11 protein-coding genes are annotated in these 12,544 nt (G+C 66.8%); 8 read left to right on the top strand and 3 right to left on the bottom strand.

The genetic code is table 11. The features are described 5' to 3' along the window. Window positions 1-4: 4 nt before the first annotated feature. On the bottom strand, window positions 5-1,528 hold the full coding sequence (locus PotMrB4_RS25505; protein WP_172434789.1) for an HDOD domain-containing protein: 1,524 nt from the start codon (window positions 1,526-1,528) through the stop codon (window positions 5-7). 117 nt (window positions 1,529-1,645) lie between these two features. Between PotMrB4_RS25505 and motA the strand changes: the two genes are divergently transcribed. Both motA and motB read left to right on the top strand, forming a co-directional pair. Further along, window positions 1,646-2,497 (top strand): flagellar motor stator protein MotA, encoded by an 852-nt coding sequence (motA, locus tag PotMrB4_RS25500; protein WP_074970550.1) that lies wholly within the window; start codon window positions 1,646-1,648, stop codon window positions 2,495-2,497. Window positions 2,498-2,510: 13 nt separating this feature from the next. Beyond that, window positions 2,511-3,572 (top strand): flagellar motor protein MotB, encoded by a 1,062-nt coding sequence (motB, locus tag PotMrB4_RS25495; protein ID WP_142013928.1) that lies wholly within the window; start codon window positions 2,511-2,513, stop codon window positions 3,570-3,572. Between the two features lie 52 nt (window positions 3,573-3,624). Here motB and rsgA read toward each other — a convergent pair whose 3' ends face one another. Beyond that, the gene (gene rsgA / locus PotMrB4_RS25490) at window positions 3,625-4,656 is read right to left on the bottom strand and encodes a small ribosomal subunit biogenesis GTPase RsgA (protein ID WP_044401129.1); all 1,032 of its coding nucleotides are present in this window, start codon (window positions 4,654-4,656) and stop codon (window positions 3,625-3,627) included. An 85-nt stretch (window positions 4,657-4,741) separates the two neighbouring features. On the opposite strand from rsgA, the gene PotMrB4_RS25485 reads away from it, so the two are divergent. After that, complete coding sequence (locus PotMrB4_RS25485; protein ID WP_172434788.1) at window positions 4,742-5,524, top strand: class I SAM-dependent methyltransferase; 783 nt, start codon at window positions 4,742-4,744, stop codon at window positions 5,522-5,524. Between the two features lie 41 nt (window positions 5,525-5,565). Next, window positions 5,566-6,108: an oligoribonuclease gene (gene orn / locus PotMrB4_RS25480; protein ID WP_172434787.1), complete on the top strand. Its 543-nt coding sequence runs from the start codon at window positions 5,566-5,568 to the stop codon at window positions 6,106-6,108. Between the two features lie 4 nt (window positions 6,109-6,112). Here orn and queG read toward each other — a convergent pair whose 3' ends face one another. After that, window positions 6,113-7,183 carry a tRNA epoxyqueuosine(34) reductase QueG gene (gene queG, locus PotMrB4_RS25475; protein ID WP_172434786.1) on the bottom strand — a complete coding sequence of 357 codons (1,071 nt, stop codon included), beginning with the start codon at window positions 7,181-7,183 and terminating at the stop codon, window positions 6,113-6,115. A gap of 69 nt (window positions 7,184-7,252) precedes the next feature. On the opposite strand from queG, the gene PotMrB4_RS25470 reads away from it, so the two are divergent. From PotMrB4_RS25470 to mutL, 4 genes are read left to right on the top strand one after another with little or no spacing between them, the layout of a single operon-like run. Next, window positions 7,253-8,752, top strand: a complete 1,500-nt coding sequence (locus PotMrB4_RS25470; protein WP_172434785.1) for an NAD(P)H-hydrate dehydratase — start codon at window positions 7,253-7,255, stop codon at window positions 8,750-8,752. Continuing rightward, on the top strand, window positions 8,740-9,207 hold the full coding sequence (gene tsaE / locus PotMrB4_RS25465; RefSeq protein WP_074970538.1) for a tRNA (adenosine(37)-N6)-threonylcarbamoyltransferase complex ATPase subunit type 1 TsaE: 468 nt from the start codon (window positions 8,740-8,742) through the stop codon (window positions 9,205-9,207). The genes PotMrB4_RS25470 and tsaE overlap by 13 nt, the downstream gene beginning before the upstream one ends. 8 nt (window positions 9,208-9,215) lie before the next feature. Then, window positions 9,216-10,655 (top strand): N-acetylmuramoyl-L-alanine amidase, encoded by a 1,440-nt coding sequence (locus PotMrB4_RS25460; protein ID WP_142013936.1) that lies wholly within the window; start codon window positions 9,216-9,218, stop codon window positions 10,653-10,655. Between the two features lie 5 nt (window positions 10,656-10,660). Then, window positions 10,661-12,544 (top strand): DNA mismatch repair endonuclease MutL, encoded by a 1,884-nt coding sequence (gene mutL, locus PotMrB4_RS25455; RefSeq protein WP_172435154.1) that lies wholly within the window; start codon window positions 10,661-10,663, stop codon window positions 12,542-12,544.

Here is a 12,544-nt window from a genome sequence, read left to right as displayed (position 1 = left end):
AAGGTCAGCGCCCGCGACTGGCAAAGCCAAGCAGGGCGCGCTCGATGCATTGCATGGTCTTTCCGAAGGCCTGCAACCCGATGTCGGAGAACGGCTGGCCGCCCTGATCGGCAACCACCAGCAGCACCACCCGCCCATTGGCCGCCACGGAGCGCAGCAACAGGTGATCGGCCGGGAACAGGGCCTTGAGGTTGCCGGGGATGAAGGCGGAGTACTGCGCCGCGTTCTCCGGGCTCAGGCGCAGTTGGCCCGGCTGGGCAAGCAGGCGCTTGAGGACCTGGCTCTGGGCCGGGTCCAACTGCAGGCCGGCTGCCTCCTTGGGCAGGCCGCCGCTCTGCTGGACCATCAGGCGCGTCTGGGTCTTGTCCACCAGCAGGAGCAGGCTGCGGCGCATGCCGCAGGCGGCAAGTGCGTCGCGGGCGCAGGCGGTGAGCTGGACGATATTGGCGAAGGTGCTCGGCTCTTGCAGCAGCTGGGTGCAGAGGGTGCGCCATTCCTGCAGGGCGGCCGGGGGCGGCGGTGCCGGTTTGGCCGCATCGACCGGCCAGCGGCTGGTGCCCCACGGCCAGATGAGGCCTTGCGCCGGATGCCAGAGCTCGGGCGTGGCGTGGTGGCGAGCACTTTCCACGGCCTGCTGGTGGACGAGCTGCTGCACGTCTGCCAGGGGCAGTTGCATGTAGAGCCCTGTCAGGCGCTGCCAGCGCAGGCTGTGGTCGCAGGTCCAGGAGTTGTGGGCCGAGATGGCCAGACCGTTGGCCAGCAGCACGGTGTTGGCGGGCTGGGTCAGCCAGCGGCGCAGGTCGGTGTCGGCATCCAATAACTGCTGCTGGTGCAGCGGATGCTCGTTGTCGCGGGCAATGTGCAGTGCTTTGACCAGCATTCTCTGCTGAGCATTCAGCAGGCGGTAGCCTTCAGTGATCCACTCGGGCAGTCGCCAATGCTCTGCAAGGGCCTGGCACAGGCGCAGGACGGGAACGCCTAGCAGGTCGCGCTCGACCTTGCGGGCGGGTTCGCCGCGCACCAGTACGCGCTTTTCCCAGGCGCTGAACAGCTCGGGATAGAGCGCCAGCAGCGGCCAGAGCGGCGAGAGGAAGAGCAGGCTGTTCCAGTGGATCTCCTGCCACAGCCTGGCCAGTCGGGCGGCGAACAGGCCGTTGGCCTGCTGGGATGCGTGCTGACTGATCAACAGGATCTGGCGGAGGGGCAGGGGAATGTCGTGTTCGGCAACGGCGGGCAGGCGATTGAGCAACTCTTCGGAGCGCTTCAGGCCGAGGCGGGTCAGGGCTACCTCGAGGCTTTCCGCCGGGCCGCCCAGTGCTGTCGCCGTGCGGTTCGCCTCGCGCATCAGGCTGAGGGCAAGGGCGGGGCTGTCCTGGATCATGTCGGCGATGTCGCGCAACGAACGGCGGCTGTCCCCCAGGGCCCGACGCACCCGCTCGTGGCTGGCGGCAGGGATCGGCAGGCGAACACCGTCGAGCTGCTTGATCCAGCCTTCGAGGCTTGTGGGGACGGGCTTTGAGGTCTTCATGAGGTTTGTGCCGAACTGGCTTTTCGCCTTAACTGGCTATAGTCTGGCGCATAAGTTCCGATAATTAGAAGGGCTGTATTCGCGGCCCTGTTTTCACCCGGAAACTCCCTTCTCTCTATGGCAAAGATAATCGGCATCATCGTCGTCTTCGCCGCCGTGCTCGGTGGCTATGTCCTTTCACACGGCCAGATCGCCGCGTTGATCCAGCCCTTCGAGGTGCTGATCATCGGCGGTGCGGCGCTGGGGGCTTTCCTCCAGGCCAACCCTGGCAGCACCTTCATGCACGTGCTGAAGAAGTCGCTGAAGATGTTCAGCTCGCGCTTCACCCATGCGTTCTACCTCGAAGTGTTGCGCCTGCTCTACGAAATCCTCAACAAGAGCCGCCGTGAAGGGATGATGGCCATCGAGGCCGACATCGAAGACCCCAACGCGAGCCCGATCTTCAGCAAGTACCCGGCCATCCTCAAGGATGCGGGGATGGTGGCCTACATCAGCGACTACCTGCGCATCATGTCTTCCGGGAACATGGCGCCCCACGAGCTGGAAGGCCTGTTCGACATGGAACTGAACAGCCTCAAGGAAGAGCTGGAGCATCCGGCCCATGCTGTCAACCGGATCGCCGACGGCCTGCCGGGCTTCGGCATCGTGGCGGCGGTGCTCGGCATCGTGGTGACCATGGCGTTGTTGGGCCAGGTTGCCCAGGCAGAACTCGGTAAGCACGTGGCGGCGGCCCTTGTGGGGACCTTCCTCGGTATTCTCGCGGCTTACGGTTTCTTCGGCCCGCTGGCGGTCAGCCTTGAGCACGATGCGAAGGAAGAGCTGAACCTGTACGAGGCCATCAAGGCCACCCTGGTGGCTTCCGCCTCGGGGATGCCGCCGTCCCTGGCCGTCGAGTTCGGGCGCAAGGTCCTGTTCCCGGCGCACCGCCCGAGCTTCAGCGAGCTCGAACAGGCCGTCCGCGGCAGCTGATTGAAGACCGAGCATGGACAACAACCAGCCGATCATCGTCAAGCGCGTCAAGAAGAGCGCGGCCGGCCACCATGGGGGCGCCTGGAAGATCGCCTTCGCCGACTTCGCCACGGCGATGATGGCGTTCTTCCTGGTGCTCTGGCTGATGTCGTCAGCCACGCCTGAACAGAAGAAGGCGATCTCCGGCTACTTCCAGGACCCGATCGGCTTCACTGAGAGCGCCAGCCCCTACGTCATCGATTTGGGCGGTACCCCGACTCCCGCACCCGACCGTACCCTGAACCCCGAGCTGAAGGACGCCCCCGACGCCCAGGAACAGTCCGTCGACTCCTCCAGCAACGAGCAGATCCAGACCCGCCAGGTCGACCCGACCCAGGCCGAGAACCTGGCCGAGCAGGTTGAGCGCGAGCGCCTCGAGATGCTGCTGCAGGAGCTGCAGAACAAGGTCGAGGAGAACCCCGAATTGCGCAAGTTCAAGGACCAGATCCTCTTCGAGATCACCCAGGACGGCCTGCGCATTCAGATCATGGACGCTGCCAACCGGCCGATGTTCGACCTGGGCAGCGCGCGGCTGCAGCCGTATTTCGAGGACATCCTGTTGATCCTGGCCGAGACCATCAAGGCGGTGCCGAACAAGATCAGCGTCAGTGGTCACACCGACGCCAAGCCGTTTGCCGGCAATGGCGAGTTCGGCAACTGGGAGCTGTCCGCCAACCGTGCCAACGCGGCGCGGCGCACCCTGGTTGCGGGCGGTTACCCGGATGAGCAGGTGGCGCGCGTGGTGGGTTATGCCTCGTCGGCCCTGTTCGACCGCAAGGACCCGCTCAACCCGGTGAACCGTCGCATCGACATCATCGTCCTGACCAAGCGCGCCCAGCGCGACATCGAGGGCGAACCTCAGCAAAGCAAAGAGGGCGCACCTGCCAATGCTCCGGCATCAGCGCCCGGCGCTGCCGCACCCGCCGGTGGGCAGCCGGCTTCAGGGACGGAACCCATGCAGCCCAAGGAGCTGCAGCAGAAGTTGAACATCTTCGAGGATGGGGTGCTGAAGATGGATTCGCAGAAGCAGCCCTGACCGGGCTCGCTGCTTGAACGAGAAAGGCCACGCATTGCGTGGCCTTTCTGCATCAGTACTCCGGCTCGGGGAGGCTGGCGATGATGTGCCGGTAGCTGCCCATCCGCTGTGGATGGATGCGGCCTTCCTCCAGTGCCTGGAGCAGCGCGCAGCCCGGCTCGCGGTCGTGCTTGCAGTCGCGGAAGCGGCAGTGGCCGAGCAGGTCGCGGAATTCGATGAAGCCGGCTTCCACGTCATCACGGCTGACATGGCCGAGGCCGAACTCGCGGATGCCGGGGGAGTCGATGAGGTTGCCGCCTCCGGGGAAGTGGAACAGCCGGGCGGTGGTGGTGGTGTGGGTGCCCTTGCCGGTGAGTTCCGACAGCGCGCCGACGCGGGTATCCACGCCGGGCAGCAGGCTGTTCACCAGGGACGATTTACCCACGCCGGACTGGCCGACGAAGACGCTGGTGTGGCCATCCAGGCGCGCACGCAGGTCATCCATGCCGCCTCCGCCATGGGCCGAGACCTCCAGCAACGCGTAGCCCAGTTGCCGATAGGCCTCCAGCAGGCTGTCGAGCATCGCGCCGTTCTGGTCATCCACCAGGTCACACTTGTTCAGCAGCAGCAGCGGCTGGATGCCGGCGTGCTCGGCAGCCACCAGGTAGCGGTCGATCAGGTTGGCGTGGGGCGTGGGCAGCGGCGCGAAGACGATGACGATCAGGTCGACGTTTGCCGCCACCGGCTTGAGCAGGCCACGCATGTCCGGACGGCACAGCTCGCTGGTGCGCGGCAGTTGCGCGACGATCACGCCGCTGCCCTGGTTGCCGGGGCGCCAGACCACGCGGTCGCCGGTTACCAGGGCGGGCAGGTTGGCGCGCAGGTGGCAGCGGACGACCTGGCCGGCGAGCTCGCCTTCCAAGGCTTCGACTTCTACCTGGACGCCGAAGTGGGCGATGACCAATCCGGTCTGCTCGGGGCCGAGGTCGCCGCCTTCCAATTCATCGACCAGGCGCGATTCGCGCTTGGCAGCGCGGGCGGCGCGTTCTTCCTGGATTTTTTCGATGCGCCAGCTTTGACGGCGGCTGAGGTGGCGTTTGGCCATGGGCTTCCGGGTCGGTAGAGTTTCGTGCGGGTTGGGCGCGGCGAGTCTAGCATGGGCGGCTGCTGAACACGGTTGGGAGAGGTGGATGAAGTCGGGGTTGGGCCTGTTCGGTCGGCCGTTGGGGCGTGCGCTCCTGGCACACGGGGCGGCGGTCGTGCTGCTGGCGCTGCTGGTGTATGCGCTCGCCTGGCTGTTGGGGCAGCGCCTGCCTTTATGGGCGCTGGCGCTGCTGGAAGGCGGCTTGGCGGCGGGCATTGGCCAAAGGCTCGGGCTGTCCCGCTGGTGGGTGTGGATCAATCTGGCGTTCCTGCCGGCGCTGTTGCTGGTCCAGTACCTGGCGCTGCCGCCCTGGCTGTTCCTGCTGGGTTTCGTTCTGGTAGCGCTGGTGAACTGGAACAGCGTGTTCGAGCGCGTGCCGCTCTACCTCAGTGGCGACCGGGCTGTTCAGCTGTTGGGCGACTGGCTGGATGGGCAGCCACAGGCACTGCGCTTCGTCGACCTGGGCTGTGGCACCGGCGGCCTGCTGGTACGTTTGGCGCGGCGCTTCCCGGAGCGACACTTCGTCGGCGTGGAGACCGCGCCGCTGCTGTTCCTGCTCGCCTGGCTGCGCTGCCTGCCGCTGCGCAATTGCAGCGTGCACTACCAGAGCCTGTGGCGCATCGACCTGGCGACATTTGACCTGGCCTACTGCTTTCTCTCGCCAGAGCCCATGCCGCGCCTGTGGGAGAAGGCCCTTGGGGAGATGCGCAGCGGCAGCTGGCTGGTCAGCAACACCTTCGAGGTGCCGGGCGTGGCGCCGCGGCATTCCCTGCCCGTGATGGTCGGGCGCCAGACGGCGCTGCTTTTCTGGCCGATGGGGCGTGCGTAATCCGCTAGAATTGCGCTCTGTCCCTAGAGAGCATTTCCGACATGCAGAACCCTCAGAACCTCATCTGGATCGACCTGGAAATGACCGGGCTGGATCCGGACAACGACGTCATCATCGAAATGGCCACCATCATCACCGACAGCCACCTCAATGTGCTGGCCGAGGGGCCGGTGCTGGCCATTCACCAGAGCGACGAGATCCTTGCCGGCATGGACGAGTGGAACACCCGTCAGCACGGCCAGAGCGGCCTCACCCAGCGGGTTCGCGAGAGCCGCATCAGCACTGCCGAGGCGGAGGCGCAGACCTTGGCCTTCCTCGAACACTGGGTGCCCAAGGGCAAGTCGCCGATCTGCGGCAACAGCATCTGCCAGGATCGCCGCTTCCTCTATCGGCAGATGCCGAGCCTGGAGGCCTACTTCCACTACCGCAACCTGGACGTCTCCACCCTCAAGGAGCTGGCCGCGCGCTGGGCGCCCCATGTTCGCGATGGGGTGAAGAAGAGCAGCAGCCACCTGGCCCTGGACGATATCCGCGACTCCATCGCGGAGCTGCGTCACTACCGCGATCACTTCATCAAGCTGTGATCCCTCAGGCCTCGCTCGCACCGTGGCGGGCGAGGGCCCATCTCACGTGCTCGCGCACCAGCTCGGACGGGTGATCCCGCCGGGCGCGCAACGCCTCCAGGACCGGTACGGTGCTCGGGGCATTGCCCAGGCCCACGGCCAGGTTGCGCAGCCAGCGCTCGTATCCGGCCCGGCGTAGCGGGGAGCCTTCCGTACGGCTGAGGAACTCCTCTTCCGTCCAGGCGAACAGGCTGGCCAGTTCGGTGTTGTCCAGGTTGTGCCGCGGCTGGAAGTCGCCCTGGTCGCTGGGGCGGGCGAAGCGGTTCCAGGGGCAGACGATCTGGCAGTCGTCGCAGCCGAACACGCGGTTGCCGATCAGCGGGCGCAACGCTTCCGGGATCGGGCCTTTCAGCTCGATGGTCAGGTAGGAGATGCAGCGGCGCGCGTCCAGTTGGTAGGGCGCGACGAAGGCGGCGGTGGGGCAGATGTCCATGCAGGCCGTGCAGCGACCGCAATGCTCGCTGCCGTGGGGCGCGTCCACGGGCAGCGGCAGGTCGACGAACAGTTCGCCGAGAAAGAAGTAGCTGCCAGCCTTGCGGTTGAGCACCAGGGTGTTCTTGCCGATCCAGCCGAGGCCTGCCTGCTCGGCGATGGCTTTCTCCAGCACGGGGGCGCTGTCGACGAAGGCGCGATGGCCGAAGGGGCCGATGGCCGCCTGGATGCGGTCGGCCAGTTGCTGCAGGCGCTTGCGGATCAGCTTGTGGTAGTCCCGGCCCAGGGCATAGCGGGACACGTAGGCCTTCTCGGGCTCGGCCAGCACCTGGGTCATGCGCGTGTCGCCTGGCAGGTAGTCCATGCGCAACGACACCACCCGCAGGGTGCCGGGCACCAGCTCGTCCGGGTGCGAGCGTTTGCTGCCGTGGGCGGCCATGTAGTCCATCTCGCCGTGGTGGCCTGCCTCCAGCCAGCGTTGCAGGTGCGCTTCGTGCTCGCCGAGGTCGACATCGCTGATGCCCACTTGCTGGAAGCCGAGCTCGCGCCCCCATGTCTTGATGGCGTCGGCCAGTTCGTCGAGTTGCTGCGGGGAAAGGGGCATCGGGAGAGAGGGAAACAGTGGCGAGGTGCGTATAATTCTGCCAGACCCCTGCCTGAACTACCGAATCGCATGTCCGATCCTGTCGATGATCTGCCGCTGTCGCTTTATTCCGCCGAGCAGGTGCGCGCACTCGATGCCCGCCTGATCGCCGCGGGTACCCCCGGCTTCGAACTGATGCAGCGGGCTGCCCATGCCGCCTGGCGGGCCCTGCGTCGCCGTTGGCAAGAGGCTGGCGAAGTGACGGTGCTGGCCGGTCGCGGCAACAACGCCGGGGATGGCTACCTGCTGGCGGCCTTGGCGGCTCGCGCAGGTTGGCAGGTGCGCGTCCTGGCGGTTGGGGAGCCCCAAGCGCTGGCGGGTGATGCGGCGCTGGCCCGGGATGAGGCCCAGGCAGCAGGTGTTCCGATCATTGCCTGGCACGCCGAGGAGCCCCTGCGCGGCGTGCTGGTGGATGCGTTGCTCGGCACTGGCCTCTCCGGACCGGTGCGCGCGCCTTATGACGTAGCCATCCGCCAGATCAATGGCAGCGGCCTGCCGGTGCTGGCCGTTGATATTCCCTCGGGACTCAGTGCGGACACCGGCCAGGTGCTTGGGGTGGCGGTTGTCGCGACGATGACGGTGACGTTCATCGGCCTCAAGCTCGGCCTGTTTACCGGCCAGGCTCCTGATCATGTGGGGGCGTTGGTTTTCGATGACCTCAAGGCGGATCCGGAAGTGGTCGCCGCTCATCCGGTCCTGGCCCGCAGGCTGGCGCTCGGCGGCCTCCCATCCCTGCTGCCGAGGCCGCGCACAGCTCACAAGGGGCGCTACGGGCAGGTGCTGGTCGTGGGCGGCGAGCTTGGTACCGGCGGCGCAGCGTTGCTCAGTGCCGAGAGTGCTTTGCGCAGCGGGGCGGGGATGGTCTCCCTGGCGACCCGGGGCGAACACTTGGCCGCTGCCCTGGCGCGGGTGCCTGAAGTGATGAGCGTGGCCGTCGAGTCGACGGGTACGCTGCGGCCGCTTGTGGAACGTGCCGATGTGCTGGTGGTGGGGCCGGGGCTCGGGCAGGGGCCCTGGGGGCGGGCCTTGCTGAGCGTTTTGTCGGCCGCTGTATTGCCCCAGGTCTGGGATGCCGACGCACTGAATCTGCTGGCTGCGGGTGCTGTTCAATTGCCGCCCGATTGCGTGATCACGCCCCACCCCGGCGAGGCGGCGCGCCTGCTGGGTGTGGAGGTCGGCCAGGTTCAGGCTGATCGACCCGCCGCTGCCTTGGCGTTGGCCCGGCGTTACAGTGCTGTGGTGGTGCTCAAGGGGGCTGGCAGCCTGGTGGCCTCGCCCGATGGCCGCTTGGCGCTCTGTGACCGGGGGCATCCGGCCATGGCCACCGCCGGGCTCGGGGATGTGCTGGCGGGGCTGGTTGGCGCCTTGCTGGCACAGCACCTGTCACCCTTCGAGGCCGCTGCCCTGGCCACCTGGCTGCATGCCGTAGCCGGGGAGCACCAGGGGCTCAAAGGACGCGGCCTGGCGGCCAGCGACCTGATACCTACCATTCGTCAGTTGATCGAGGAGTATTCGCCGTGCCTGAGCTGAAGCTGTTCGCCCAGGGAGAAGACGCCATGACCGCCCTTGGGGCCCGGTTGGGGCATGTCAGCGGTGGGCGGGGGGTGATCTACCTTCATGGCGACCTGGGCGCGGGCAAGACGACCCTTTCGCGCGGCTTGCTGCGGGGACTTGGGCATGCCGGTGCGGTCAAGAGCCCGACCTTCACCCTGGTGGAGCCCTATGAGATCGATGGGGTCGCGGTCTATCACTTCGACCTGTACCGCCTGGTCGACCCCGAGGAGCTGGAATTCCTCGGTATCCGCGACTATTTCGAGGGCGATGCGTTGTGCCTGATCGAGTGGCCCGAGCGGGGTCAGGGCGTTTTGCCAAAGGCGGACCTTGACATTACCATTAGCGCCCATGCAGGCGGCCGCTCGCTGCATTTCTCGCCGCATACCGCGCGCGGCGAAGCCTGGTGTGCCGCCTTGGCCACGGGAGAATGAAGACGAGTATGGGGTGGAGTATGCGCTCGCGCGCACTGTTTGCCGGGATCGGTCTGCTGCTGGCAGCCTTTGCCACCAATATCCTGGCTGCCACCGAGGTCCGCAGTGTGCGGCTCTGGCGTGCTCCCGACAACACCCGCCTGGTCTTCGACCTGTCCGGCCCGGTGCAGCACAGCGTGTTCACGCTGACCGCGCCGGATCGCATCGTCATCGACATCAATGGCGCCCAGTTGGGCACTCAGCTGGACAAGCTGTCCATCGCCAACACGCCGATCAAGAGCGTCCGCTCGGCCCAGCGCTCGCCGACCGACCTGCGGGTGGTGATCGACGTGGCGCCCGGCGTCACGCCCAAGAGCTTCACCCTGGCGCCCAACCAGCAGTATGGCAATCGCCTGGTGGTCGACCTGTACGACCAGCCCTCTGCCGCCGAAGAGGCCAGCGCCCCGCAGGTAGCGACGGCGCCCAGCACGCCGCAGCCGCCGGTTTCCCCCACTCAGCCGTCCACCGGCAAGCTGCCGCCGGTTTCCGGTGGCAAGCGCGACATCATCGTCGCCATCGACGCCGGCCACGGCGGCGAGGACCCGGGCGCCCTCGGGCCCAAGGGGCAGCATGAGAAGGACGTGACGCTGGCCATCGCCAAGGAGTTGCAGCGCCAGATCAACCAGGAGCGGGGCTTCCGCGCCGAGCTGGTGCGTACCGGCGATTACTTCATTCCGCTGCGCAAGCGCACCGAGATCGCCCGCAAGAAGGGCGCCGACCTGTTCGTCTCTATCCACGCCGATGCGGCGCCGAGCCGCAGCGCGTTCGGTGCCTCTGTCTTTGCCTTGTCCGACCGGGGCGCCACGTCCGAGACGGCCCGCTGGCTGGCAGACAACGAAAACCGTTCCGACCTCATTGGCGGTGTGGGCAGCGTCAGCCTGGATGACAAGGACCGCATGCTGGCCGGCGTGCTGCTGGACCTGTCGATGACGGCCACGCTGTCCTCCAGCCTGAACGTGGGGCACAAGGTGCTGACCAACATCGGGCGCGTCACGCCGTTGCACAAGCGCCGGGTCGAGCAGGCGGGCTTCATGGTGCTGAAGTCCCCGGACATCCCGTCGATCCTGGTGGAGACCGGTTTCATCTCCAACCACCAGGAATCCCAGAAGCTGGCCTCCGCCGGGCACCAGCAGGCGCTGGCGCGCTCCATCCAGAGCGGCATCAAGCAGTTCTTCGTGCAGAACCCGCCGCCGGGAACCTACATTGCCTCGCTGCGTGATGCGGGCAAGATCGCCGCCGGTCCGCGTGAGCACATCGTCGCGTCCGGCGAGAGCCTCGCGCTCATTGCCCAGCGCTACCAGGTCAGCCTGGTGGCGTTGCGCAACGCCAACGGTTTGAAGAGCGACACCATCAAGGTCGGCCAGACCCTGAGCATTCCGGCCACCACGGCTCTGGCGGCCCAGCCATGAGCGACATGGCAGAGTTGCGCCGCATCCACCTGCTCAGCCCGCGCCTGGCCAACCAGATCGCCGCCGGCGAGGTGGTCGAGCGCCCGGCTTCGGTAATCAAGGAGTTGCTGGAAAACAGCCTTGATGCGGGGGCGCGTCGGATCGACGTGGAGGTCGAACAGGGCGGTGTGAAGCTGCTGCGGGTCCGTGATGACGGTTGCGGCATCCCCTCCGATGACCTTCCCCTGGCCCTGGCGCGCCACGCCACCAGCAAGATCCGTGATCTGGATGATCTGGAGCGGGTCATGAGCCTGGGGTTCCGGGGCGAAGCGCTGGCTTCCATAAGCTCCGTGGCACGGCTGACCATGACCTCGCGCACGGCGGATGCCGACCAGGCCTGGCAGGTGGAGACCGAAGGGCGTGACATGGAGGCGCGCGTTCAGCCTGCCGCCCACCCGGTGGGAACCTCGGTGGAGGTGCGCGACCTGTTCTTCAACACGCCGGCGCGGCGCAAGTTCCTGCGGGCCGAGAAGACCGAGTTCGAGCATCTGCAGGAGGTCATCCGGCGTCTCGCCCTGGCGCGGTTCGATGTGGCCTTCCACCTTCGCCACAACGGCAAAACGGTATTCGCGCTGCACGAGGCCCGTGACGAGATTTCCCGCGCGCGGCGCGTTGCCAGTGTGTGCGGCTCGGCTTTCCTGGAGCAGGCGCTGCCCATCCAGGTGGAGCGCAACGGTCTGCACCTGTGGGGTTGGGTGGGGCTGCCTACGTTCTCCCGCAGCCAGGCGGACCTGCAGTATTTCTACGTGAACGGTCGGATGGTGCGGGACAAGCTGGTGGTGCATGCGGTGCGCCAGGCGTATCGCGATGTGCTGTACAACGGTCGCCATCCGACCTTCGTGCTGTTTCTGGAGCTGGACCCTGCGGCGGTGGACGTGAACGTGCACCCCACCAAGCACGAGGTGCGTTTCCGCGAGGGGCGCACCGTCCATGACTTTCTCTACGGAACCTTGCATCGCGCCCTGGGCGAGGTGCGTCCCGAAGACCAGCTCGCCGCGCCTGCGGCGGTCGCGCCCATGGTTCGCCCTACCGGGCTGGAAGCGGGCGAGTTCGGTCCCCAGGGCGAGATGAGCCTGGCCGCCAATGTGCTGGAACGCCCTGTGGCCGAGCCTGCCTGGCGACCGACAGCCTCGTCTGGCGGTTATGCGCTGCCGTCTCGGCCTGCCGGCCCTGTAGGGACGGCCGAGGCCCAGGCGGCTTACCGCGAGTATTTCGCGCCGTTGCCGGATTCGGCGCCCGTGAGCCTGCCGCAAAGCCAGGGCGATATTCCGCCGCTGGGCTATGCGCTGGCACAGCTCAAGGGCATCTACATCCTTGCGGAAAACGCACAGGGGCTTGTGCTGGTCGACATGCATGCGGCTCACGAGCGCATCACCTATGAGCGCCTGAAGATCGCCATGGCCAGCGAGGGCCTCAAAGGACAGCCGTTGCTGGTGCCGGAATCCCTGGCGGTGAGCCAGCGCGAAGCAGACTGCGCCGAAGAGCACGCGGCCTGGTTCCAGCGGCTTGGCTTCGAGCTGCAGCGACTGGGGCCGGAGACCCTGGCGATCCGCCAGACACCGGCATTGCTGAAGCAGGCCGAAGCTTCCCAACTGGTGCGGGATGTGCTGTCGGATCTGCTCGAATACGGGACCAGCGACCGCATTCAGGCGCACCTGAACGAGCTGCTGGCGACCATGGCCTGCCATGGCGCGGTGCGTGCCAATCGCCGGCTGACCGTGCCGGAGATGAATGGCCTGCTCCGCGACATGGAGCAGACCGAGCGCAGCGGCCAGTGCAACCACGGGCGCCCCACCTGGACCCAGTTGGGCATGGACGACCTCGACAAGCTCTTCCTGCGGGGCCGTTGA

Origin of the sequence: Metapseudomonas otitidis (genome assembly GCF_011397855.1) — a bacterium.
Lineage (GTDB): Bacteria > Pseudomonadota > Gammaproteobacteria > Pseudomonadales > Pseudomonadaceae > Metapseudomonas > Metapseudomonas otitidis.
This window is presented reverse-complemented; position numbering and strand designations above follow the sequence as displayed.

Coding starts and splice junctions, on each gene's coding strand:
- PotMrB4_RS25505 (WP_172434789.1), bottom strand. CDS start 1,528: ATGAAGACCTCAAAGCCCGTCCCCACAAGCCTCGAAGGCTGGATCAAG.
- motA (WP_074970550.1), top strand. CDS start 1,646: ATGGCAAAGATAATCGGCATCATCGTCGTCTTCGCCGCCGTGCTCGGT.
- motB (WP_142013928.1), top strand. CDS start 2,511: ATGGACAACAACCAGCCGATCATCGTCAAGCGCGTCAAGAAGAGCGCG.
- rsgA (WP_044401129.1), bottom strand. CDS start 4,656: ATGGCCAAACGCCACCTCAGCCGCCGTCAAAGCTGGCGCATCGAAAAA.
- PotMrB4_RS25485 (WP_172434788.1), top strand. CDS start 4,742: ATGAAGTCGGGGTTGGGCCTGTTCGGTCGGCCGTTGGGGCGTGCGCTC.
- orn (WP_172434787.1), top strand. CDS start 5,566: ATGCAGAACCCTCAGAACCTCATCTGGATCGACCTGGAAATGACCGGG.
- queG (WP_172434786.1), bottom strand. CDS start 7,183: ATGCCCCTTTCCCCGCAGCAACTCGACGAACTGGCCGACGCCATCAAG.
- PotMrB4_RS25470 (WP_172434785.1), top strand. CDS start 7,253: ATGTCCGATCCTGTCGATGATCTGCCGCTGTCGCTTTATTCCGCCGAG.
- PotMrB4_RS25460 (WP_142013936.1), top strand. CDS start 9,216: ATGGGGTGGAGTATGCGCTCGCGCGCACTGTTTGCCGGGATCGGTCTG.
- mutL (WP_172435154.1), top strand. CDS start 10,661: ATGGCAGAGTTGCGCCGCATCCACCTGCTCAGCCCGCGCCTGGCCAAC.